The organism is Candidatus Chloroploca asiatica (assembly GCF_002532075.1).
GTDB classification, from domain to species: domain Bacteria; phylum Chloroflexota; class Chloroflexia; order Chloroflexales; family Chloroflexaceae; genus Chloroploca; species Chloroploca asiatica.
This window is the reverse complement of sequence record NZ_LYXE01000121.1, coordinates 15,031-38,104: the sequence shown is the minus strand read 5'-3', so window position 1 is coordinate 38,104 and position 23,074 is coordinate 15,031. Positions and strand designations below refer to the sequence as shown.

19 protein-coding genes are annotated in these 23,074 nt (G+C 61.2%); 14 read left to right on the top strand and 5 right to left on the bottom strand.

From position 1 onward, the window contains the following. Window positions 1-938: 938 nt before the first annotated feature. The 8 genes from A9Q02_RS15910 (at window position 939) to A9Q02_RS15875 (ending at window position 10,984) form a co-directional block, all read left to right on the top strand. Window positions 939-2,549, top strand: coding sequence for a gamma-glutamyltransferase family protein (locus tag A9Q02_RS15910; RefSeq protein WP_097654074.1), 1,611 nt, complete (start codon window positions 939-941; stop codon window positions 2,547-2,549). Window positions 2,550-2,600: 51 nt separating this feature from the next. Then, window positions 2,601-4,130, top strand: coding sequence for an acyl--CoA ligase (locus tag A9Q02_RS15905; RefSeq protein WP_097654073.1), 1,530 nt, complete (start codon window positions 2,601-2,603; stop codon window positions 4,128-4,130). 386 nt (window positions 4,131-4,516) lie between these two features. Further along, entirely contained in the window at window positions 4,517-5,476 is a 960-nt protein-coding gene (gene coaA / locus A9Q02_RS15900; protein ID WP_097654072.1) for a type I pantothenate kinase, read from the top strand. Between the two features lie 22 nt (window positions 5,477-5,498). Further along, complete coding sequence (locus A9Q02_RS15895) at window positions 5,499-6,476, top strand: 2-dehydropantoate 2-reductase (RefSeq protein ID WP_097654071.1); 978 nt, start codon at window positions 5,499-5,501, stop codon at window positions 6,474-6,476. Beyond that, complete coding sequence (locus A9Q02_RS15890; RefSeq protein ID WP_245860568.1) at window positions 6,473-7,816, top strand: MATE family efflux transporter; 1,344 nt, start codon at window positions 6,473-6,475, stop codon at window positions 7,814-7,816. Before A9Q02_RS15895 ends, A9Q02_RS15890 begins: the two co-directional genes overlap by 4 nt. Before the next feature lie 53 nt (window positions 7,817-7,869). Further along, window positions 7,870-8,472 (top strand): sigma-70 family RNA polymerase sigma factor, encoded by a 603-nt coding sequence (locus A9Q02_RS15885; RefSeq protein ID WP_097654070.1) that lies wholly within the window; start codon window positions 7,870-7,872, stop codon window positions 8,470-8,472. A gap of 77 nt (window positions 8,473-8,549) precedes the next feature. Beyond that, window positions 8,550-9,269, top strand: coding sequence for an anti-sigma factor family protein (locus A9Q02_RS15880; RefSeq protein ID WP_141508964.1), 720 nt, complete (start codon window positions 8,550-8,552; stop codon window positions 9,267-9,269). A gap of 263 nt (window positions 9,270-9,532) precedes the next feature. Further along, window positions 9,533-10,984, top strand: coding sequence for a DUF2252 domain-containing protein (locus A9Q02_RS15875; protein WP_216361535.1), 1,452 nt, complete (start codon window positions 9,533-9,535; stop codon window positions 10,982-10,984). A gap of 158 nt (window positions 10,985-11,142) precedes the next feature. Here A9Q02_RS15875 and A9Q02_RS15870 read toward each other — a convergent pair whose 3' ends face one another. From A9Q02_RS15870 to A9Q02_RS15855, 4 genes are all read right to left on the bottom strand, one after another. Next, complete coding sequence (locus A9Q02_RS15870) at window positions 11,143-11,634, bottom strand: DUF1269 domain-containing protein (RefSeq protein ID WP_172451039.1); 492 nt, start codon at window positions 11,632-11,634, stop codon at window positions 11,143-11,145. Window positions 11,635-11,691: 57 nt separating this feature from the next. Then, entirely contained in the window at window positions 11,692-12,972 is a 1,281-nt protein-coding gene (locus A9Q02_RS15865; RefSeq protein WP_097654067.1) for an AI-2E family transporter, read from the bottom strand. An 89-nt stretch (window positions 12,973-13,061) separates the two neighbouring features. Next, window positions 13,062-13,634: a hypothetical protein gene (locus tag A9Q02_RS15860; protein ID WP_097654066.1), complete on the bottom strand. Its 573-nt coding sequence runs from the start codon at window positions 13,632-13,634 to the stop codon at window positions 13,062-13,064. Window positions 13,635-13,696: 62 nt separating this feature from the next. Then, complete coding sequence (locus A9Q02_RS15855; protein WP_097654065.1) at window positions 13,697-14,629, bottom strand: 1-phosphofructokinase family hexose kinase; 933 nt, start codon at window positions 14,627-14,629, stop codon at window positions 13,697-13,699. Between the two features lie 460 nt (window positions 14,630-15,089). Here A9Q02_RS15855 and A9Q02_RS15850 point away from each other — a divergent pair, with 460 nt between their 5' ends. The 6 genes from A9Q02_RS15850 to A9Q02_RS15825 all read left to right on the top strand — a co-directional run bounded on the left by A9Q02_RS15850 (window position 15,090) and on the right by A9Q02_RS15825 (window position 21,809). Continuing rightward, entirely contained in the window at window positions 15,090-15,578 is a 489-nt protein-coding gene (locus A9Q02_RS15850) for a DUF1269 domain-containing protein (protein WP_097654064.1), read from the top strand. Window positions 15,579-15,700: 122 nt separating this feature from the next. Beyond that, window positions 15,701-17,509, top strand: a complete 1,809-nt coding sequence (locus tag A9Q02_RS15845; protein WP_097654063.1) for an ABC transporter ATP-binding protein — start codon at window positions 15,701-15,703, stop codon at window positions 17,507-17,509. Continuing rightward, on the top strand, window positions 17,506-19,332 hold the full coding sequence (locus A9Q02_RS15840) for an ABC transporter ATP-binding protein (protein ID WP_097654062.1): 1,827 nt from the start codon (window positions 17,506-17,508) through the stop codon (window positions 19,330-19,332). The genes A9Q02_RS15845 and A9Q02_RS15840 overlap by 4 nt, the downstream gene beginning before the upstream one ends. A 141-nt stretch (window positions 19,333-19,473) precedes the next feature. After that, window positions 19,474-19,971 carry a hypothetical protein gene (locus A9Q02_RS15835; RefSeq protein ID WP_097654061.1) on the top strand — a complete coding sequence of 166 codons (498 nt, stop codon included), beginning with the start codon at window positions 19,474-19,476 and terminating at the stop codon, window positions 19,969-19,971. A 131-nt stretch (window positions 19,972-20,102) separates the two neighbouring features. Beyond that, window positions 20,103-20,882, top strand: coding sequence for a hypothetical protein (locus A9Q02_RS15830; protein WP_097654060.1), 780 nt, complete (start codon window positions 20,103-20,105; stop codon window positions 20,880-20,882). 411 nt (window positions 20,883-21,293) lie between these two features. Further along, the gene (locus A9Q02_RS15825; protein WP_172451037.1) at window positions 21,294-21,809 is read left to right on the top strand and encodes a DUF1269 domain-containing protein; all 516 of its coding nucleotides are present in this window, start codon (window positions 21,294-21,296) and stop codon (window positions 21,807-21,809) included. An 84-nt stretch (window positions 21,810-21,893) separates the two neighbouring features. On the opposite strand, the gene A9Q02_RS15820 is transcribed toward A9Q02_RS15825, so the two are convergent. After that, window positions 21,894-23,072 carry an SPFH domain-containing protein gene (locus A9Q02_RS15820; RefSeq protein ID WP_097654058.1) on the bottom strand — a complete coding sequence of 393 codons (1,179 nt, stop codon included), beginning with the start codon at window positions 23,070-23,072 and terminating at the stop codon, window positions 21,894-21,896. Between the last annotated feature and the right edge of the window lie 2 nt (window positions 23,073-23,074).

Sequence of the window (23,074 nt, the reverse complement as noted above, 5' to 3'; positions counted from 1 at the left end):
CGCAGGTCACGAGGGAAGGGAGCGGGAACCGGCAAATCTAGTTGACACCAGGCGGCAAATCTAGTTGACATTTAACACGCCATGTCACCCCGAGCGCAGCGAGGGGTCTTCCATGCGCCGCAGTGAAGATTCCTCACTCCGTTCGGAATGACATGGATGGCGTTGGCACCCCCGCCGTGCGTCCTTGCCACCCCGTCGCGCCCGCCGTGTCACCCCAAGGCATCCGCCGTGGCACCCCAAGGCCATCCGCCGTGTCACCCCGCTGCGCCCGCCGTGGCACCCCGAGCGGAGCGAGGGGTCTTCCATGCGCCGCAGTGAAGATTCCTCACTCCGTTCGGAATGACATGGCTGGCGTTGGCACCCCCGCCGTGCGTCCTTGCCACCCCGTCGCGCCCGCCGTGGCACCCCAAGGCATCCGCCGTGGCACCCCAAGGCATCCGCCGTGGCACCCCGCTGCGCCCGCCATGTCACCCCGAGCGCAGCGAGGGGTCTTCCATGCGCCGCAGTGAAGATTCCTCACTCCGTTCGGAATGACATGGATGCGTTGCCACCCCCGCTGCGCTCGCCGTGGCACCCCGCTGCGCCCGCCGTGGCACCCCGAGCGTAGCGAGGGGTCTTCCATGCGCATCAGTGAAGATTCCTCACTCCGTTCGGAATGACATGGATGGCGTTGGCACCCCCGCCGTGCGCCTCTGGCTCTTGGGATACTGCTGGCAAACTCTGCATAAGCGCCCTTCGCTCAAACAGCCCGTACGCCCTATGAGGCGGTTGCGGTTTTCGGCGGAGGAGGGCTGTGATGATCGCGCTTGTTGGCCCAGCAACTGTAGGGGCACGGGCAAGCCGTGCCCCTACAGTTGCAATTCTGTGGCATAATTCACCTGAGGTGTGTGCATGGGTGCCTGCCTGATGCTTTCTTGTTTAGCCCGATGGAGTGCCGTGTGAACAACGATCTGTTACATATTCCTTATGCTTCCCGCCGGGTGCCGTTGATCGCGGGGAATGGCGTTGTGGCGACGAGCCATCCGCTGGCGTCGCAGGCTGGCCTTGCGATGTTGCAGGCCGGGGGGACGGCGGTAGATGCTGCGCTCGCCGCTGCGGCGTGTTTGACGGTGCTTGAGCCAACCTCGAATGGGCTTGGGGGCGATGGTTTTGCGCTGATCTGGGATGGGGCTAAACTGCACGGGATCAATGGGTCGGGGCGGGCGCCGGCTGCGTTGAGTGTGGAGGCTCTTGAGCGCGCGGGGCAGGGTACGATGCCGACCTATGGCTGGTTGCCGGTGACGGTGCCCGGGGTGGTGCAGCTCTGGGGGGATATGCATAGCCGTTTTGGGGCGCTGCCGCTGGCCCAGGTGTTGGGGCCAGCCATTGCCTATGCCGAGCAGGGTGCGCCGGTGGCCGCGATGGTGAGCCATTTCTGGGCCAAAGGGGTCGCTGCGGCGCACGAGCGTACAAGCCCTGAGTTTGCCGGTTTTCTCAAGACTTTTGCCCTCGATGGCCGTGCGCCACGGGCGGGTGAGCGGTTCCGTAGCCCTGGGCACGCACGGACGTTGCGGATGCTCGCGGAGGTCGGGCCACGGGCGTTTTATGAGGGTGAGATCGCTGAGGCGATCGCACGCTTCAGTCAGGCAACCGGTGGTCTGCTGACGGCAGACGATCTCGCGGCGCATCGTTCCGAGTGGGTTGAACCGCTTACGATGGAGTATGGTGGTTATACGGTGGCCGAGATTCCGCCGAATGGGCAGGGCATCGCGGCGTTGCTGGCGCTCGGTATCCTTGATGGCGTCGATCTGGCGAGCTATGTGCGTGACTCGGCGGCGAGTTTTCATCTGCAGATCGAGGCGATGAAGCTGGCCTTTGCTGATATTTTTGCGTATGTTGGCGATCCGGCGATGGCTGAGGTGCCAGTGTCGGCGATGCTTGACCGTGAACGCCTGGCTGCACGGCGCAGTCTGATTGGTGACCACGCCCAGGATTTTGGCCCCGGTGAATTGCCACAAGGTGGCACGGTCTATTTCTGTGCTGCCGACCGCGAAGGGCGGATGGTCAGCATGATCCAGTCGACCTATATGGGCTTTGGTTCGGGGGTGGTGGTGCCCGACTGGGGTATTGCGCTGCATAATCGTGGCTGTGGTTTTGTCACGACCCCTGGGCATCCGAATATGCTGGTGCCCGGCAAGCGGCCCTTCCACACAATCATCCCCGGTTTTCTGCTGAAAGATGGGCAGGGCATCGGGCCGTTTGGGGTGATGGGTGCCCATATGCAACCGCAAGGCCATGCCCAGGTGATCGTCAATAGCCTCACCTATGGCATGCATCCGCAGGCGGCCCTGGATGCACCGCGCTGGCGCTGGGAACGCGATGGGAGCGTGCGCGTCGAGCTTGAGACACCGCGCCATGTCATCGAGGGGTTGATGGCGCGGGGGCATCAGGTGATCGCGGAAGCCGAAGTCGGTGGCTTTGGGCGTGGTCAGATTATCTGGCGGCGCGACTCGGGCGAGTATGTGGCCGGCACCGAAGCCCGCTGTGATGGAGTCGCCGCCGGGTGGTAAGAAGACGGATGATTTGACGCAAAGGCGCAAAGGCGCAAAGGGGTCTGATCAATGGCGCTAATTGATAATGATATACAGAAAACCTTGCTTGACCTGTTGCAAGAGGGCGACGCTGAAGCTGCCGCCCTCGTCGCGCCAGATTACCCAGGGTTGAATTATGAAGGGTTGCGCACTTCGGTGGTCGCAATGGCGGCGCAGTTGCAGGCCTTCGGGCTAGGTCGCGGTGATCGGGTTGCCATTGCAATGGGCAATGGCCCGGCGATGGTGGTCACGTTTCTTGCGACAGCTACGGCCGCGACCGCGGCGCCGCTCAACCCGAAGTATCGGCAAGAAGAGTTTGCCTTCTATTTTGAGGATACCCAGGCCAAGGCGCTCGTGGTCTTGCCCGAGACCCAGGCCGAGGCGCGGGCGGCGCTCTTGCCGGGGATGTTTGTGCTCGAAGTGGTGGCGGCCGCTGATGGTACGTTTACGCTTCAGCCGGGGGGCGCTACGCCTGCGCCGCACCCACGAGATGCGGCGTTCGCAACCCCTGATGATGTCGCGATGATCTTGCATACCAGCGGCACAACGAGTCGGCCCAAGCGCGTGCCGATCCGTCACCGCAATCTGGCTGCTTCGGCGGCCCATATTGGGGCCACCTACAACCTCAACGGCGAGGACCGCGCGCTCTGTGTGATGCCCCTCTTTCACATCCACGGCATCGTCGCCTCGCTGTTGAGCACCCTGGCAACCGGGGGTACGGTGATCTGTCCGGCGGGCTTTGATGGCCTGAAATTCTGGAACTGGGTCGAGCAGTTCCGCCCGACCTGGTATTCGGCGGTGCCGACGATGCATCAGTTGCTGCTGGCGCGCGCCGAACGCAACCTCGACCTGATTCGCGCCAATCCGTTCCGCTTTATTCGTTCGAGCAGCGCACCTCTGCCACCAGTGGTGATGGAACGCCTCGAGACCGTCTTTGGCGCGCCGGTGCTCGAGAGCTATGGGATGACCGAGGCGAGCCACCAGATGACGTCGAACCCGTTGCCACCGGCCCCACGCAAGGCTGGCTCGGTGGGCATTGGGTTTGGCGTCGAGGTTGGGATTATGGATGAGCACGGGGCACTGTTGCCCCAGGGTGAACGCGGCGAGGTCGTGGTGCGCGGGAGAAATGTGGTTGATGGGTACGAAAACAACCCCGAAGCCAATGCGACCGCGTTTGTGGAGGGATGGTTCCGCACGGGCGACCAGGGGATGCTCGATGCCGACGGCTACCTGCAGCTGACAGGGCGATTGAAAGAACTGATCAACCGCGGCGGCGAAAAGATCTCGCCACTCGAGATTGACGATGTGCTCTTGCGGCATCCTGCGGTGGCCGAAGCCCTCGCGTTTGCCGTACCTCACCCGACGCTGGGCGAAGAAGTTCATGCGGCGGTTGTCCTCAAAGAAGAGGTGAGCGAACAGGCATTACGGGACTATTGTAGCGCGACCCTGGCCGACTTCAAAGTGCCACGGCGCATCCATATGCTCGAAAGCCTGCCCCGTGGGGCGACAGGCAAGCTTCAGCGGATTACCATGGCAAAGGCGCTCGGGTTGAGTCAATAGTTGTGAACTACATTTTCTGGTAGAGATGCTTCGCTCCGCTCCTGAGCAACAAACCTCATGGATGGTCGGATCGCAACGCCTCCGCGGTCATTCCGAACGAAGCCGCAGGCGCAGTGAGGAATCTGCACGGATCGTCATGGAAGACCCCTCACTTCGTTCGGGGTGACATGGGCAGGCCGGTGCAACACACTGGTTGCTCACGGCACCACTGGCCCGCGGGCCATGTAGTACTCAGCATGACACGCGCCCTGGGAGCGAGGGCGTCTCGCCCTCGCTCCCAGGGCACGAAGTATCAGGAAGCAACGTAACCTTCTTCGGGCGGCCCGCGCTCCCAGGAAGACCGGAAAACTTTGTTTACAAACGAATAAGCTATGAGAGGAAGCGTGATGGCATCTATGCTCGCTGCCAAGCGACGTTGTAGCCCGTATCTCATCTTTTCCCGTGACGAATGGGCACGTCTGCGCCAGGGGGTGCCACTGCCAATTTACGCTGAAGAATTGGATACCCTGGTCAGCCTGAACGATACGGTCTCGCTGGAAGATGTTGCCGACATCTATTTGCCCCTCGTCCGTCTACTGCAACTCTATTATGATGCCTCACAACAACTCTATCAGGTTACAAACGTCTTTCTGGGCAACCCAACGGCCAAGCGGGTGCCGTATGTCATTGGCATTGCCGGAAGCGTTGCGGTCGGCAAGAGCAGTACGGCCCGGATTCTCCAGGCGTTGCTCTCACGCTATCACGGTGATCTCAAGGTTGAATTGATCACCACCGATGGCTTTCTCTATCCGAATACGGTGCTGCAACAGCGCAAGATCATGCACCGCAAAGGCTTTCCGCAGAGCTACGACCGGCGACGGTTGCTCCAGTTTATGTCGGATGTCAAATCGGGGGTGCCCCGCCTTGAGGTGCCGATCTATTCGCACCTGGTGTACGATATTGTGCCGGATCGGACGATGGTGATTGATCGCCCTGATATCCTGATTGTCGAAGGTCTGAACGTGCTGCAACGTGGAGGAAGAGTCGCCCAGGCTCCTCAGAATTTTGTCTCGGATTTCTTTGACTTTTCGATCTATGTTGATGCTGACGAGCGCCTGCTCGATCAGTGGTATATCGAACGCTTCTTGCGTCTGCGGCGCACCGCCTTCCGCGATCCGACCTCCTATTTTCGGCGCTATGCCGATCTGAGTGAAGCCGAAGCGGTTGCTACAGCGCAGCGGATCTGGCGTGAGATTAATTATGTCAACCTTAAACAGAATATTGAGCCAACGCGTGAACGGGCCGACCTGATCCTGGAAAAAGGGGTGCGCCATACGCTGGAGCAGGTCTATTTGCGGAAGTTGTAGTGAGATCTCAAAGGTTTGAGCTATGCGTATTTGCATTGTGGGCGCGGGAGCAATTGGCGGCTTGCTGGGGGTCAAACTGGCCCTGGCGGGGGCGGAGGTGACGTTGATTGCGCGAGGGGCGCATCTGGCGGCGATCCAGCGCGACGGGTTGGCGTTGACGTATGATGATGGCAGGCGTGAGGTGGCGCACCCGGTGCTGGCGACTGATGATATGCGTGCGGCTGGCCCCCAAGAGTATGTCATCGTCGCCGTGAAGGCGCAGAGTCTCGCGGGGTTGGTCGAGCCGATGCGCGTGCTCTATGGACCAGAGACAGCGGTGGTCTATGCGCAAAATGGCATTCCGTGGTGGTATTTTCAGCAGCACGGTGGGCCATACGAAGGCCGCCGGATCGAGACGGTTGATCCGGGGGGCGTCATCGCTGCCGCCACCGAGATCGAGCGGGTGATGGGCTGTGTCGTCTACCCTGCCGCCGAAATCACGCGCCCCGGGGAGATCCGACATATCGAGGGCAACCGCTTTACGCTTGGTGAGCCGAATGGCGAACGAAGCGAACGGGTCATCCGCCTGTCGCGCCTGATGACCGAGGCTGGCCTCAAGGCCCCGCCACGCCCCGATATTCGCAACGAACTCTGGTTGAAACTCTGGGGCAATCTCTCATTTAATCCGATCAGTGCGTTGACACGGGCGACGGTTGATCGCATTATTGCCGATCCGCTTGCCCGAGCGTTGGCCGAGCAGATGATGGCCGAAGCCCAGACCGTGGCGGAAACCCTCGGCATCCGTTTCCCAGTTTCGATCGAACGGCGCATCAAAATGGCCGAAGATATCGGGGCCCACAAGACCTCGATGTTGCAAGATATCGAAGCAGGCCGACGCACCGAGATTGATGCCCTGGTGGGGGCAGTCGCCGAACTTGGCCGTCTGACTGGCACGCCTACGCCGCACATTGATGCGGTGTATGCGAATGTGAAACTGCTCGAACAGGTCGTCACCAAGTGATTGTTTCACGTGAACAAAAAGGGATCCGGCGGCGGGTCTTTGACCTCGCTGTGCCGGTTATTGGCGAAAATCTGCTCCAGACCTTGATGGGTGTGGTGGATACGCTGCTGGTGGCCGGCCTCGGCGTGGCAGCGCTCGCCGGGGTCGGGGCGTCGCTCCAGGTGATCTTTGTGTTGCTGGCCGCCATGAGCGCGCTGGCTGTCGGGGCGTCGGTGCTGGTAGCCCAGGCCGTAGGCGCAGGCAATCTGGTTGAAGCAAGCCGGGTTGCACGCCAGACGCTGATCTGGAGCGTGGTGATTGCGGTGCCTCTCTCACTCCTTGGGCTTCTGCTGAGTCCCGTGCTGATGGGGCTCTTTGGGCTTGAGCCAGAGGTTGCCGCGATTGGCACCGAGTATCTGATGGTCACGATGGGTGCGCTTGCGACCCTGACGATCATGTTGCTGGCGAGTGCCGTGCTGCGTGGGGCCGGCGATACGCAGACGCCTATGCAGGTCACGGCCCTGGCGAATCTGGTGAATCTTGTTCTGACCTGGGCCCTGATCTATGGGCACCTGGGCATGCCAGAGCTTGGGGCGGTGGGGAGTGCCTGGGGCACCGTGCTGTCACGAGGCATGGGGGCGATTCTGCTTGTGCTGGTGCTTGTCCGGGGGCGCAACGGGGTGAAGGTAGGTGGAGCCGGGAGTTGGCGACCCGAGCGCAAGGCGTTCGGGTCGGTGATGCACATTGGGCTCCCTGCGGCGCTCGAAGAGGTGCTGGTGATCACAGCGCTGGCAGCGCTGACGCCGATTGTGGCAATGCTCGGCACCGTCGATCTGGCGGCGCACCGGATCGCGTTCAACATTCTCTCGCTCTCTTTTTTGCCGGGGCTTGGGTTTGGGCTTGCGGCAACCGCCCTGGTGGGGCAAGCCGTCGGGGCTGGACGGATTGATGAAGCACAGGCCTATACCCGGGTTGCCCTGCGGTGGGCGGTGCTCTGGATGAGTGGGTTGGGGCTACTCTTTATCTTCTTTGCCGCCCCATTGATCCGGCTCTTCAACGACGATCCAACGCTCGTTGCCAGTGGATCAGGAGCGATCATTGCCGTCGCCCTGACCCAACCGCTCTGGGCAGCGACGTTTGTGTATGCCGGAGCCTTGCGCGGCACCGGCGACACACGGACGCCGCTGATCATCACCGGCATCCTCAACTGGCTCGCCGTCGTCATCGCCCTGGTCGGCGTCTGGCTGGTACCGGCACTCTGGGTTGTCTGGGCGGCCTTTCTGATCAGCGGACCGATCGAGACCTACTTCCTCTGGCGGGCATGGCGCAGCGTGGTGCGAGCATGGGAGAGAACAGGGTAACTCTGGTATAATACGGGCCGGAAATGCGCCCGCGAGCAAGTCTACCAGGTGTTATGGAGCATGAAGAACAGCGTCTGGTGCAAGCCAGTCAACAAGGTGATGTCGAGGCGTACAATCAGCTTGTGCGGCTCTACGAGCGCCGTGTCTTCAACCTTTGCTACCGCATGCTTGGCGAAGCCGAGGCCGCTGCTGACGTAACCCAAGAGACCTTCATCACCGCGTACCGCAAGCTCAACCAGTTCCGTGGCGGGGTTTTTCGTTCGTGGTTGCTGCGCATTGCGACGAATACCTGTTACGATCTGTTGCGCAGCCGCAAACGCCGTCCGAGCATCTCGCTGGAGGCTGCTACGGAGAGCGAAGCGGGCGGGCCAGTGCTAGAACTGGCCGACACCGGTGAGTTGCCCGAAGAGACGGCGTTGCGCCATGAACTGGCGGCCGCGATCCAACAAGCGATAGCAAAACTCCCCGAGGATCAGCGCATTGTGCTGATCCTCAGTGATGTACAAGGGCTGGCTTACGAAGAGATTGCTGTGATCACCAGCACCAACCTGGGCACAGTCAAATCGCGCTTGAGTCGCGCCCGAGCGCGGATGCGCGATCTGCTCCGAGCGGGGGAACTTCTACCAAGCCAATTCCGTCATGATAATGATAGCTAGCTGATACAGCTTGCCCTGGCCTTGCACCATCACCCAAGGTGCCCATCTGTCCGGTTGATGACCTGGCAGCCATGACGATGAATCACGTATCTAGAACACATCTGTCTGAACACGATGAGCTCTTGCTCTCGGCCTATCTTGATCAGCAACTGACGGTAGCCGAGCGGGTCAACCTCGAACGTCGGCTCGAACGTGAGCCACCGCTCAAAGCCGAGCTTGAAGCATTACGGGCCACCGTGGCGAGTCTGCGCGAGCTTGAAACGGTCGTGCCGCCACGTTCGTTCACGCTTGACCCGGCGACAACCGTGCGCCCCAGGTTTGCCTGGCCGCTCGCCTGGGTGATGCAGTTTGGCAGTGGTCTCGTCGGGCTCCTGCTCGTCGTGTTTGCCAGTGTCCAGTTGCTCGGGATGGGCAACCAGGCGATGGCCGATACCGCCATGTTCGAGCCCATGAGTGCGCTGATTGAGCAAGAGGCCCAGACCAGCCCTGAGCCAGGCGTAGGGCATGCCGGAGGCTTGGAGAGTCCCGAGGTAGCAAGCGCCCCGACCGAGGCGTCCGTCAGAGCGGCGGCAACCCCTGAAGCGAGGGTTGAACCAGCCGCGCCAATGGCCCCGATGATGGCGGCTGAACCTGCGCCCGAGGTTGACTCGGCACCGGGCGACAATGCACCAGTAGAATCACCGCCTCTTAGCCCAGGAAGTTCGCCGGTGAGGGCACAGATGTTGCTTGGGGTCGGCGTCTTGCTGATGGGGGGCGCGTTGGCGTGGTATCTTGTCTGGCGACGGCGTTATGGGTAGGGCTGACGCCCTACCACTTTTGCTGGGGGCGCACTGAAGTCGGCATAGCCGACTTCGGTGCGCCCCCAGCAGCGTTGCAGCGGGTAGGAACTGCTAAAAGTAGCAACGTTCCTGCCCGATCTACGTAGGACGCATGGCCGCGATCCTGCGTTTGTTGGCTACCAGAATTGCGGCAACGCACGATGCCATCCGACCGTTCAGCGGCGTAGAATGGTCTTAGCAAGCATGTCGCTTACCGTGTGCAACCTAATAAGGAGGAAGCTATGCCAGAGAGTCTTGTCTCACAAGAGGCATCCGGTGCAAGTATGCACGTGATTATTACACCTGCGTTGCCTGAAACGAGCACCACGCCATCGCCCCCACGGCTACGCCATCCCACGGTGGCACAGCGCGAAGAACAGGGGCGTGCCGCCCGCGAACGTGCATCCCGCAGTGCTCATGCCAGGTGGAAGCCGAGCGCAGATCGGCTTGACCCGGTTGCGCTTCTGGAAGCGCAGACTCCGGCCCGTCTGCCCGAACTCGTCCCCCTGCGGTACGGGCGCATGCTTGCGTCACCCTTTGCGTTTCTGCGCGGATCAGCGATTGTGATGGCCCACGACCTGGCCCGTACCCCCAATAGCGGCATCACCGTTCAGCTCTGCGGCGATTGTCACCTCTCAAATTTTGGCGTCTATGCCTCACCTGAGCGGGCGTTGCTCTTCGATCTCAACGATTTCGACGAGACGCTACCGGGGCCATTCGAGTGGGATGTCAAGCGCCTGGCGACAAGCTTCGTCGTAGCCGCCCGCAGCAATGACTTTTCCGCCCGCCAGTCTCGGCGCGCCGCGCAGGTAGCGGTTCTCTCTTATCGCGAGACCATGCGGCGCTTCGCAGAGATGCGAGAGCTAGAGCTCTGGTATCACCGGATCGAGGCCACGCAGTTGCTCGAGATGTTGGATCAAATAGTCTCGGGGCGTGCCGCAAAGATGGCGAAGACCGATATGGCGAAGGCTCGGCGCAAAGACAGCCTGCAAGCCCTCGACAAACTGACCACATTCGTAGACGGGCAACGACGCTTCATCAGCGATCCGCCCCTGCTGGTTCCCCTGAGCTCGGGGAGTCACGAGGAGCGCATCCGCGAGGAGTTTCGCACCTACCGCGAGAGTCTTCAAGACGATCGACACGACCTGCTCATGCGCTATCGTGTCGCGGATATCGCCCGCAAGGTTGTGGGGGTCGGAAGCGTCGGGACGCGGGCCTATGTCATTTTGCTGCTTGGCCGCGACGCCAACGACCCGCTCTTGCTCCAGGTGAAGCAGGCGAACCACTCGGTACTAGAGCCGCACCTAGCACCGAGTCGCTACGCTAACCAGGGCCAACGGGTAATCGCAGGCCAACGGTTGCTCCAGGCAGCGAGTGACATCTTCCTGGGTTGGAACACGGGCGCTGACGGCAACGACTACTACTGGCGCCAACTCCGCGATATGAAGGGTTCGGCCGAGGTGAGTATGCTCGGCCCCGACGGGCTCCAGCTCTACGCAGCTATCTGCGGTGGTGCGCTGGCGCGGGCGCATGCTCGCTCGGGAGACCGCATCACCATCGCCGCCTATATGGGCAAAGGCGAGGCTTTCGATGAGGCGATCACTGCGTTCGCCGAGCGGTATGCGGATCAGACCGAGCGTGACCACGAGGCTCTTGCAGCAGCCGTGAAAGAGGGGCGCATTGTTGCTGCGTAGTACCTAGTATTCTGGAGTGCCGGCTTTAGCCGGCTGAAGCCGGCACTCCCTTCGGCAGCAGAGCAAAAAACGTAGGTAAGAGACTACTGAGCAGTCTCTCACCTACGTTGTTTGGCATTCCCGGGAGCGCGGGCGGCGAAGAAGCATGAAACCCGGTCTTAATCTATATGAGCACTGAAGGCACTACGCAGCCACTGCTGTTGATCAAGCGAGAGAGGGGCCTCGACAAGGGTATAGCTCATGCCCTCAAAGGCAGTGCGAATGCGCCACACCACCTCGGGCTCGATCAGCAGCAGCAGGGCTGAGGTTCCCTCGATGACCAGCCCTCTGATGTTATCGAGCAGTTCCGCGTTAAGCCCAAGCGAGGCCAGCATCGCGCCGATCGCGCCACCATCAGCCGCCCCTGAGTTGAACCGATCAGGGTGGAAGAGCGCCCCCGCCAGGATGCCCCAGAAGGCATCGTCGAGCATCCAGATGCGCGGTAACTCGACGATAACCTGCAGGCAAGGGGTGTGGCGACCGCATGACCAGGAGAGCAAGGCAGCATCGTGAAACCTGATGAGCTCACTTGCCGAGAGCATTTGGAGCCTCTTTACCACGATCCCCGCTCCATAAAATGATGGAAACGTCCAGACTGTCAACCTCACCATAGGCGGCCCCCTCATTGGCAGCGGTTATTCATAGTGATCCTAAGCGTAGCGAAGTTCTTAACCACCTTCAACAGGAGTAGCCGCAGATGCATCTGAGCCAGCGCCAGACGGTGCCGGGATGGGTGTTTGCTCTTTCACATCCTGTCGATGTGCGACCGGATCGAGTTGTTCAGGTGGAAAGGGCGGTTCGCCGAGCAGTTTGCGATAGAGATACCTCAACACTTCACGGCCAGTCGCGATGACCGGAGTGGCGAGCAACGCACCGAGAATACCTGCCACTGAGCCACCCACCAGCACACCGGTCATAACAACCAGGGGTGGTAGTTCCACCGCTTCGCCCAGCACGCGTGGCACAATCAAGCTGTTCTCGAGCTGCTGCACAATAACATAGAAGATGATCACGATAAGGGCGAGCACGACGTTGTTGACCGGCAAATAGGTCGAGCCCTGAAGCAGCGCGACGATCACGGCGGGAATGGTCGCCACCACGGGCCCCAGATTCGGCACGACCTCGAGCAGGCCCGCGATAATAGCCAGACTGAGGGCTCCTGGCACACCGAGCAGCGTCAGCCCAAGCCAGACGACGCCACCGATAATAATCATGAGCGTGATCTGCCCGCGGAAGAAAGCCACCCAGACGTGGCCGACCCGGCGCAAGAGAGCGACAACCTCGGGCTGATAGGGTTTCGGCAAGGCCGCCACCATTGCGTCACGGTAGCGGGCAGCGCTAAGGGTAAAATAGATCGCCGAAAGAAAGACAAAGATGAGCAGGATCGCCGACGAAAAGATGTTGCCCACCAACCCGGCCATCGCCCCAAAGGTGACGGTAAGCGCCGAACCCAACTGCTCGGCCAGGTCAGCGAGAGGAGGAATCTCGGGCTGAGCTACCTGACTGGCCCCGTTCAATGCGACCAGCACCGCGTCGGCGATCGCGTCAACGTAGGTATCGAGCGGGCCAAAGGGAATCTCCCAGGCTTTCAGCCCTTCCATCCAGCCCTGCACAGCGTTGGTAAAGCCGTCAATCGCCCGCTCGTAGTCGAGGTTGAAGACAAAGGCCAGGGCCTGGCCGATGGCTGAGAGCAGGATCAGCGCGGCCAGGGGCAGCAAAAGCAAGACGACGAGGTAGGTCAACCCAACGACCAGACCGTAGGGCAGGCGGAGCCGCTCGTGGAGCAGACTGATCACCGGGCGGACCGTGAAAGCAAGCAGGCCAGCCACAACCAGCAGCGGGATCACCGAGTTGCTGATGAAGAGAAGAAAAACCCCAAAGATAGCCAGGCCGATCCCAACAACGTACCTCGTCGGACGTGTCCATGTGGATCCGATCGACTCCTCCATAGCTGCACCCCACCCTTATCGATATAACGCCTTCATGTTCGACACTGTTTGCTTGCGAATCCGTAAGACGAGGATAGGAGTCGCCCCATTCACACCATCACCGCGTAGATGTTGCGCCCAGCCATCGTGCGGTATTGGGTGCCGAAACCGATTGCCGCGAGCACGATGGTTAAGATGAAGGTAAGGAAATTACTGCTGTTGGCCAGCCAGCCGAGCAAACCGGGGAGCATGATTGCGAGACCTGTCAGCGCAAGGCCAGCCCCGGCGAGGGAGGTCGAGGCCATCACGAGCAGATCGCGGGCGCTGAAGAACATAAAGCCAAAGATCAAGGCGACGACAATGCCAATCACCGGGGCGAGCATTGAGCCGAGCCCGAGGAAGGCAGCGAGTTGCATCCCTGCGCCGAAGCCCAGCGTGACACCGCCGATGCCCACGGTGATGCTCCAGAGAAAGTAGGCCAGGAATGCGAAGATCAGGCCGACGATGAGGCCAATGATGAACGGCCAGAACCACGCCTCGGGGCTAAACCAGCTTGCGGCGACGGCATACCCGTACAGAGCGGCGAGGAACGGCAACAGGAAGCGGAAGAGTTGGTAGCCCATAAAACAAGCAGCCAACCCGATACCGATCGACAGGACAGCGATTACGAGTGTCTGAAACACAACTCCTCCTCAGTGATATGCAAAGCGAACGTATATACTCACCCTTGACTGGTATCCAGGTATTATTCCGCCTCGCGCCGAACATAGCGATAGAGGCGTTCGGTGTCATCGCGTCGACAGAGCTCGCTACCTGGCGTCATAACGGCTGCGGCACCCGCAGCCACGCCAAAACGAACGGCTTCGCGAAGATCGAGGCCACGGACAAGCCCGGCAACGATTCCCGCCACCATGCTATCGCCTGCGCCGACCTTGCTGCGGATCGGCACCGTGGGTGACCGTAGCCGCTCACACGTCGTGCCGGTTGCGAGCAGCGCCCCAGCCGCGCCGAGCGAAACGACAACCACCGTGGTACGTCCCGAGCTCACTAGCTCGAGGGCAGCTCGCTCTACCTCAGTCTCATCGTCGAGGGAACGCCCGACCAGCAGCGCCAGCTCGCGCAGGTTGGGCTTGATCAGAAAGAGCGAGGCGTCCACTGCGGCCTGGAGCGCCGCACCGGAGGTATCAACGATCACCCGCGCCCCGATAGTGCGCCCAAAGGCGGCGACCTCAGCATAGAAATTGTCTGCCACACCAAGAGGCAGGCTCCCGCTGGCAACAATGAACGTGGGGACCGGCGTGATGGACGCCAACGCTTCAAGGCAGGCCCGCCACTCGGGCTCGCTGAGCGTCGGGCCGGGCAGATTGAAACGGAACTGCTGTCCGCTATTGGTTTCGAGCACCGCGAAGCTTTCGCGGGTCGGCTCGGCAACACCGAGAGCACGATGCGATACGTGCTCGTGATCGAGCAGATCGTGGAGCATTGCGCCACGCATGCCACCGGCAGTATAGAGAGCCAGTGACTCTTCACCGAGGTTGCGCAACGCCCTCGAGACGTTGATGCCCCCCCCGCCTGGCTCAAAGCGAGCGGCACTACAACGCAGCTTGTGCTCGGGCATGACATGGTCGACATCGGTACTCACATCAACCGACGGGTTCATCGTAAGGGTCACAATCATCGACGGCACCTCTTTCGATTCTACGGTCAAGAATCCACCGCTTACAGCATATGGTACGTGTGGAGAGGGTCTGGGTCATAGAACAAGTGTACCGCGATCTAAACGCCCGTGCAACAGCTTACTCGCTTCTGGCTCCTCGTGTCATCGGCAAGTTTACGTGAATCCACCCACCACAAGTAGCAAGTTCGGTGACGAAATGCGTAGGTCAAACCTGCCAGGTGCGCACCGGGACATGCCTCTGGTTCCCTTTGGATCGCGGCGGCGCGCACCTGCCAGGTTTCTGCAGGGACCCCCGCCACCGGGATGTGGTGCGACGGCGGGGAACTACGCAATTGAGGCGATGCGGCTGCGACAAGTAGTCATTGGAGTTGCGCGTCCTGACGATGTCAGGGGCGTGACCTGCTGCTACACTTGAGGTTGAACTTATCCGGTCAATCAATCGACATGCAAGGAGATCGCAATGGCAAACCTCACTGTGTACAAGTATCCAACGGCTGATGGTGCCGAGGCAGCACTCGAGCAACTCAAGGGCTTGCAAGCCCAGGGGTTGATCACGGTACTTGACGCCGCAACCGTCACCTGGCCTACGGGCAAGAAGAAACCGAAGACGAGACAGGCGGTCAATATGACCGGGGTAGGCGCCCTTGACGGTGCCTTCTGGGGCATGCTGTTTGGGCTCATCTTCTTTATGCCGCTCCTTGGCGGTCTGATTGGCGCGGGGATCGGCGCCCTCGGCGGCCATTTCACCGATATCGGTATTGACGATGACTTTATTAGGTCGGTACGTGAGCAGGTAACAGAGGGCAGTTCGGCGCTCTTCCTGATGAGCCAGGACGAGGTCGTTGATCGGCTCCGCGAGGCCTTTGGGGCCAGTGAGAGGGAATTACTCGCCACCAACCTCTCAAAGGATCAGGAGGCGAAACTCAAGGCCTCCTTCAGTGCCGAGTAGTATGGTGGCAGAATTGCACCCTCAAGCCCTTTGCCTAACAAAACGAGGGGTCGGGAGTGCGGTATGTGGTGCAACCCCTTGAGGGGGTGTTACTTCTGCGAAAACAACCCATAGGGGACTCTATGTACAAGAATTTTCGCCGACTACTCGTGATCTACAAGGGGGCACGCGGCCCCTTCATTGTCTCCCAGACGTTCCTGGCGTTCAGCGTCCTGCTCAACCTCGCTATTGTTGCCCTGAACGGCACCCTGGTCAACGATGGCGTGCAGCAGGGCAACATCGAGGTCGTCATCAGCACCGCCGTCTGGATGATCGGCCTGACATTGATTCAGACGATCTTTGCCCTGGGCAACTCGCTCTACGCTGTGCTTTTTGCCGAGGGTACCGCCAACTTTTTGCGGGTCGGCACGTACCGCAAAATCCAGACCCTGTCGTTCGGCAATCTGGATCGCTTTCGTACGTCCGACCTGCTCGTTCGCCTCACGTCCGACATCAACAACGTCAAGCAAGCGGTGCTCTATGGCATCCTGTTGCTCTTCCAGGCCCCTTTTATGATTGTCATGGCGGTCGCAATGGCAATCTTCTTGCTCCCCAGTCTGCTCTGGCTCATGATCGTGATCATGGTTGTCGTCTCGGTCGTCCTCTTCTTCCTGTTGCGGGGCGTGCAGCAGATGTTCGTTGCCCGCCAGCAGGCTCTTGATGGCGTCAACAATGTGCTGCAAGAGGCCCTGGCCGGGGTGCGGGTGGTCAAGGCTTTCGTACGCGAGCGTTTCGAGATGCAGCGCTTTGCGAAGGTCTCAAACACCTGGCTTGATGCAGCGCTGAGCCCGGCGTACCGCATGGCACTCTTTGTACCCAGCTTGCAACTGATCGTCTACACGGGTACCGCGGCGCTCTACTACTTTGGCGGGCAGGGTGTTTTTGGCGGTACGACCAACCTGGGCGAAATTGTTGTCTTCAGCAACGTCTTGAGCATGGTTGTCGGCCCGATGGCGATGCTCGCCTTCATCATCCCTTTCCTCGAATCGGGCGAGGCTTCGTGTGGTCGTGTCTTCGAGATCCTTGACGAAGAGGCCGAGATCCAGGATCGTTCAACGGCAAAACCTGTTGATGTCAGCAATATCAAAGGGCGGATCGTCTTCGAGAACGCCTCCTTTGGGTACCGCGACCGCGCAGGTAAGACCACAGGGCTTGTCCTGGAGAAGATCAACCTGACGATTGAGCCAGGACAGACCATAGGCTTTTTGGGTGCTACGGGCTCGGGCAAATCCACCCTGGTGAATCTCATCCCGCGCTTCTACGATGTGCTCGAGGGGAAGGTCACGATTGATGGTATCAACGTATGCGATCTTCCCCAGCGCCAGTTGCATCAGATCGTCGGCATGGCCTTGCAAGAGTCCGTGCTCTTTAGCGGGACGGTACGGGCCAACATTCTCTTCAGCCGGCCCGATCTCGATGATGACGAGATAGTGGCTGCGGCCCAGGCCGCCGACGCCGATAGCTTTGTGAGCCGCATCCCCGAGCAATACGACGCACCAGTGTCGCGGCGCGGCACCAATTTTTCGGGCGGCCAGCGGCAGCGTCTCGCGATCGCCCGTGCCCTCGCCTCGCGCCCGCCGATCGTCATTCTCGATGACAGCACCAGTGCGCTAGACATGGCTACCGAGGCGCGCGTCCAGGAAGCCGTGCAGGGTCTGATGTCCAGTTCGACCAAGCTCTACGTCGCCCAGCGCATCAGCACAGTGCTCACCGCCGACAAGATTGTCCTGCTGGAACATGGCAGACAAGTGGCCGTTGGCACGCATGCTGAACTCATCCAGACCAGTCCCCTCTACCGTGAGATCTACGAGTCGCAGCTAGGCAAGCTCGACGAGCAACCCGAGAGGATAGCTTCGCCCCTTGCCGGTCAGTCAATGGGAGGTACCGCGTGAGCGAGACGACACCGAAGCCTGTTGCAAAGGATCCTCGTCGCCGCAAAGGCGGGGCAGACAGCGACGAACGCATCGAGCTTGTGCCAACCCTCCGGCGCCTGCTGAGCTACGTAGTACACCGCCGCGCGCGCTTCATCCTGGTTATTGTGCTGCTTATCACGTCGGTGCTGCTCAGCGCACTGCTGCCCTACCTGATGGGGCGCGCCGTGGATCTGATCGGGGCCAGGGGCGATCTCGACGAGCTTGCAAGGATCGCGCTCACCATCACTGGGGCAGCGGCTCTCTACTGGATCTGTGCCTGGCAGAGCAACCGCAACATCCAGTTCCTGGCCCAGGACGCGCTCTTCCGGCTGCGCACCGAGCTCTTCGATCACATCCAGACGCTCTCGCTCAACTTCTATGACCGCCAGCCGATTGGCGAGATTATGAGCCGGGCTACCAACGACATTGACACGATCGACAACTTCTTTTCCCGTGGCCTCAACCAATTGCTGACCGCCACGATGACGATTGTCGTCATCGTCACGGTGATGTTCATCCTCAACGTGACGCTGGCAGTGATCACCCTTGTCACGATGCCGATCATGCTCGGCGTGGCGCTCTTTATGGGCCGCATCGCCGGCCCGGCCTTTGCCCAACTCCAGGCGAAGCTCTCTGATGCCAATGGCTTTATGGAAGAGGCGCTGGCGGGCAACAAGACCATTCTGGCCTACGGCCAGCAGCGTCAGTCCGGCGACAGCCTAGAAGATCTCAGCGTGGGCGTCCGCGACACCGGCGCGAAAGCGATGCTCGCAGCGCTCTCAGTGACGCCGATTGTCAATGTTGCCCAGAACTCGCAACAGGCGATCATTGCGCTTGTTGGCTCGATCATGGCCATTCAGGGCGAGTTCGGCTTTGGGACTGTGCTGACCTTCATCACCTACTCGGGCCAACTCCAGTCGCCGGTGCAGCAACTCGGCCAGATCTACAATACCATTCTGCAGGCGGCGGCGGGCGCAGCGCGGGTCTTCGCCATTCTCGATGAAGGGCCAACCGTGCAGGATGCGCCGCGAGCGCAAGACCTGCAACTCAAAGGCGGCCACGTGGTCTTTACGGATGTGGATTTCAGCTATGTCAAAGGGCGCAAGATCCTGCGCGGCAATAGCTTCGAGGCCCTGCCCGGCCAGAAGATCGGTCTCTGCGGACCCACAGGCGCCGGCAAGAGCACGATCATCAACATCCTCACCCGGTACTACGACGTGGACAGCGGGACGATCACCATTGACGGGCAGAACATTGCCACGCTCAGCCAGGCCAGCCTGCGCCAACAGATCGGTGCGGTGCTCCAAGAGGCATTTCTCTTCTCTGACACGGTGATGAACAACCTGAAGTATGCCCGCGAGGGCGCAACCGACGAAGAATGCATCGCGGCGGCCAAAGAAGCCAACGCCCACGACTTCATTATGCAACTGCCCCAGGGCTACGACACGATGCTGACCGAGCGGGGTGCGAACCTTTCGCAGGGCCAGCGCCAGATGCTCACCATCGCACGAGCCATGGTCGCCAACCCGAAGATGCTGATCCTTGACGAAGCAACCAGCAACGTGGACACGCGGACGGAGAAGCTGATCCAGGAGGGTTTGCTGCGCCTGATGGAGGGCAAGACCAGTTTCGTGATCGCCCACCGACTCTCGACCATTCGCGACTCGGCGCGCATCCTGGCGATCAAGGATGGGGTGATCGTTGAGCAGGGCACCCACGAAGAACTGATGGCGCACAAGGGTCTTTATTATGATCTGTATATGACCCAGTTCCGCGTACGACCAGAGGCGGCGACGGGATGAGACGCCTGATGCGCCAGATCAGCTTTACCCTCGACTCGTAGTGCCAACTTCAGTCGGCTTCCAACTTAGCCGACTGAAGTCGGCACTACAGGCGCAAAGCTGTGGAGAAGAAGTAGGTTCACAGCCGAAATAAGGAAAACGATGAGCGCGATGACAAGTTACACCCCAGAGGAACTGGATCTGCTGAGCCGCCTGCCAGCCCATATCGGCTTTGCGGTGATGATTGCCGAACGGGCATCCTGGCGTGGTCGGCGCACGGAGATCCGTGAACTGCGGGCGGCGGCGACGAAGACAGCCCCACAGTACGCAGACAACGCCCTGGTGCAACAGGTGGCACCGCAGGTAGCCGACTTGCTGGAGTCGGACGAACTGGTGAAGCGCAGCCGCGATAAAAACGCCGGCGCGGTACTCGCGGCAGTGGTGGCCCAGTGTGCGCAGGTGGCAGGCATCCTGGCGGCAAAGACGACCCCTGCCGAAGCCGAGGGTTACAAGCGCTTTGCCCTGGGGTTGGGCATGGAGGCCGCCGAGGCCCACGCCGATGCGGAGTTTTTTGGTATCGGCGGTCAGACAATCAGCCGCAACGAGCGTAAGGCGCTGGACGAACTACGCGAGGCCCTGGGCCTCCGTGATGAAGAGTAATCACCATACCTATTGTTTTCCTGCACGGCGTAGCCGCCCGCGATGGCGAGCCAGACGCAGCCCTCTGGGCCGATATCTCCACCTACCTGCGACGTTATGTAGCGCCCGTCCTCGGCGCTGACGCCGAGGGGATGCCGATCGTCAAGATCTACTGGGGCGACCTTGGCGTGCGCCTGGCCTGGGATGGGGCAAGCCTGCCCGGATCGGCGCACCTGGCGACAGCACGCGAGCAGCGCATCCGTCCCCTGCTCGCACGCATCCACCAGCACGACCGCTGGCGGGAGGTACGCCGACGCAGCCTCTGGATGCCCACCCATGTGGTGAGCAAGGCGGCAGCGCGCGCTCGCCACCGAATGAGCGCCGAGGTCGTCGAGTTCCTGGGTGACGCCCTGGTCTACTTTGCCGCCCGAGGCACCACCGAGAGCCCGGGGCCGATTGTGCGACGCGTGCTCGCCGGGCTAGAGGCCGCCGCAGCGCCCAGGGCAGCGCGGGGTGATGAACCCCTGGTCGTCTTTAGCCACAGCATGGGCGGACAGATTATCTACGACCTGGTGACCCACTTCCTGCCAGCGCTGCACCCAGATGGCGACCTGCGGATCGACTTCTGGGCCGCCGCCTCGTCGCAGGTGGGCCTTTTCGAGGAACTGAAACTGTTTGCCGTGAGCGACTTCGCCCATGGCCCCGGCACACCTGTGCCCGCACCCGACCGACGCTACCTCGGCCACTGGTGGAATGTCTGGGACCCCGACGATTTCCTGAGCTTCTCGGTGCGCGATATCATCGCCGGGGCCGACGACATGCCCTACAAAAGCGGTCTAGGTGCCGGGATGGCCCACTTCGGCATCCTGCGCCAGCCCTCGTTCTACCAACTCTTCAGCGAACGCCTCCAGGCCGCCCTCGCCGCCCGCTAGCCCGGCACACCCATCAAGCGGGTAGGGCGCATTGCATCTTCCGTGTAGGCACCCCGCCAAGGCACCCGCAAGGGCACCCGTAAGGGCACCCGCAAGGGGCACCCGCAAGGGGTGCCCGTACCGGGGCGAGGCCGCATCCGGTGTAGGGGCACCCCTTGCGGGTGCCCCGTTGTATCCGATTTCGTATGATGCAATTGCCCTACGAGTGGCGGCAAACCGTACGGAAAGCTGCTGCCAGCTATGGTAACGAGAGTGCCTTGTATGCGTAACTGCGCCGCGAAAAGAGGAATACAAAAATCCGCATTTTCTGTGATGGAGGAACGCACGGACGGTGCTACATTGGAGGTGTCTCGAGTCAACAGAGCGCAGTTCGCAACCGGGTATCGCACAAGCATAAGGAGCAGTTTAACCGTGGACAACAAGAACCATAACGTCGTCGTCGGCATCTTCGACAGCGAGGACGCCGCCGAGAGCGCCCGCGACACAATCAAGAGCTGGGACAAGGCCAGCGAGGAAGTCAAACTCGGCGCAATCGGCATCATCACCTTCGAAAAGGGCAAAGTCAAGACCCACGTTGGTCGCCAGGTCGGCAAAGGTGCCGTCGTCGGTGCAACGGTCGGCGTGATCGCCGCCCTGCTCCCAGCCGTCGGACTGATCGGCGGCGCCCTCATCGGCACCACCGGCGGCGCCGTGGTGGGCACCTTCGTCAAGAAGAACCTCAACCTCTCCAAAGAAGATCTGCAGCAGATCGCCGAGCACCTTGGTCAAGGCAAAGCGGCCCTCGTCGTGACCGCTGACGAAGATGAGCTCGCCGCCGTGACCGCGAAAATCGAGAGCCTCGGTGGCAAGACCAAGAAGTACGAGATCCCGGTCGAGGGTCTTGAAGAGGCTCAGGCCGCGCTCGAGGCCGAAGCGACCAACGCGTAGGCACCCACCCACCGTCGTGGTGTTTTGCAAGCCTGGGAGCGAGGGCGAGACGCCCTCGCTCCCAGGCTCGCATATTGCTGGTTTTCAGGAGGCTCGGGGAGGGGCAGCATGGTCGGTCGACGCGGGTGTGGTGGCGTCGTGCAGGATGAGCGGGCGAGCGAGCGCGTCGGCACTGCCGAACTGCACCACGGCCCGCGTGTTCGCGGCCAGAGCTCGCGCTACGTCGAGTTGCTCGCCCTGCCAGTCCCACGCTGCGGCCTCGGGGAACTGCTGCAGCCGCTCCTGGAGCTTTTCCAGTCGCAGCGCCTCGGTCTCAGCTTCTAGCGCAAGCACAGTGCGCCGGGCCTCAGCCCGTTGAAGCTCGAGCTGCAATTCCTCGCGCGCCTGGTCGACCTGGGCGACGATGCGCTGGCGCGTCAGCGCCGCCTCGTCGGCCTGGAGCCGCAGAGCGAGGGCCTGGCGTTCGGCTTGCTCGGACTGCTGCACAAGAGCCAGGCGTCGCGCCTCCTGCGAGGCCAAGAAACCGCCTGGCGGCTGCGCGTAGGTGATCGCGATCATCACGACGCTGATACCGTAGCGCTCGGCATAGGCGTTCAACGCCGCACGCAACTCTGCCAGATCCCGACGCACGAGATCGTTCACCGCTGCAACCTCGATCTGGCGCACCAGCTTGCGCAGCGCGTCCTGGCAGGCTGCCTGGAATACCCGGTCGAAGTCGTCGGGCGAGATGTTGTAGATGAAACACTGCGGATCCTTGATCATGAAGGTGATCAGTGCGTCAACGCTGACCCGTACGTCATCGCTGGTGGGCGCCTCGACAACCAGCACGTCGAATGGAATCTCGCGGCGCGTGACGAGGTGGGTAACGATCATCCAGGGCGGCAGCACATGGGGGCCGCTGCCCAGTGTTCGCACGTAACGCCCGCCGATAGCCAGCAATGCGTTGACACCCTCGGGGATCGCCACATAGAACGAGCGGTAGAGTCCCAGTAGCAGCACGACGACGCCAATTGCCAGGGCCAGTCCAATGGTCCAGTTCAGACCGATGACGATGGCTCCAATGATAGCGCCGGCCACCAGAACCCCGCCCAGGGCAAGGGCACCGACCTGCAGGCGCACCAGTCGTTCGGGCACGATCACGATTGGCGTAGTACCGTCGGCACCACGGGTTGTGAAGGCCTCGGACGCGAGTTCGAGCGGCACCCGCCGCTGGGTCAACTGCGCGTCGCGTTCGTCGAGTTGAATGTCGTCGGGTTGAGTCATGG

Excerpts from the sequence above, each read along its gene's own strand:
- A9Q02_RS15830 (WP_097654060.1), top strand. The coding sequence starts at position 20,103 with ATGCCGATCGTCAAGATCTACTGGGGCGACCTTGGCGTGCGCCTGGCC.
- A9Q02_RS15885 (WP_097654070.1), top strand. The coding sequence starts at position 7,870 with ATGGAGCATGAAGAACAGCGTCTGGTGCAAGCCAGTCAACAAGGTGAT.
- A9Q02_RS15855 (WP_097654065.1), bottom strand. The coding sequence starts at position 14,629 with ATGATTGTGACCCTTACGATGAACCCGTCGGTTGATGTGAGTACCGAT.
- A9Q02_RS15865 (WP_097654067.1), bottom strand. The coding sequence starts at position 12,972 with ATGGAGGAGTCGATCGGATCCACATGGACACGTCCGACGAGGTACGTT.
- A9Q02_RS15875 (WP_216361535.1), top strand. The coding sequence starts at position 9,533 with ATGCCAGAGAGTCTTGTCTCACAAGAGGCATCCGGTGCAAGTATGCAC.
- A9Q02_RS15835 (WP_097654061.1), top strand. The coding sequence starts at position 19,474 with ATGAGCGCGATGACAAGTTACACCCCAGAGGAACTGGATCTGCTGAGC.
- A9Q02_RS15850 (WP_097654064.1), top strand. The coding sequence starts at position 15,090 with ATGGCAAACCTCACTGTGTACAAGTATCCAACGGCTGATGGTGCCGAG.
- A9Q02_RS15880 (WP_141508964.1), top strand. The coding sequence starts at position 8,550 with ATGAATCACGTATCTAGAACACATCTGTCTGAACACGATGAGCTCTTG.
- A9Q02_RS15820 (WP_097654058.1), bottom strand. The coding sequence starts at position 23,072 with ATGACTCAACCCGACGACATTCAACTCGACGAACGCGACGCGCAGTTG.
- A9Q02_RS15905 (WP_097654073.1), top strand. The coding sequence starts at position 2,601 with ATGGCGCTAATTGATAATGATATACAGAAAACCTTGCTTGACCTGTTG.
- A9Q02_RS15845 (WP_097654063.1), top strand. The coding sequence starts at position 15,701 with ATGTACAAGAATTTTCGCCGACTACTCGTGATCTACAAGGGGGCACGC.
- coaA (WP_097654072.1), top strand. The coding sequence starts at position 4,517 with ATGGCATCTATGCTCGCTGCCAAGCGACGTTGTAGCCCGTATCTCATC.
- A9Q02_RS15895 (WP_097654071.1), top strand. The coding sequence starts at position 5,499 with ATGCGTATTTGCATTGTGGGCGCGGGAGCAATTGGCGGCTTGCTGGGG.
- A9Q02_RS15870 (WP_172451039.1), bottom strand. The coding sequence starts at position 11,634 with ATGGTGAGGTTGACAGTCTGGACGTTTCCATCATTTTATGGAGCGGGG.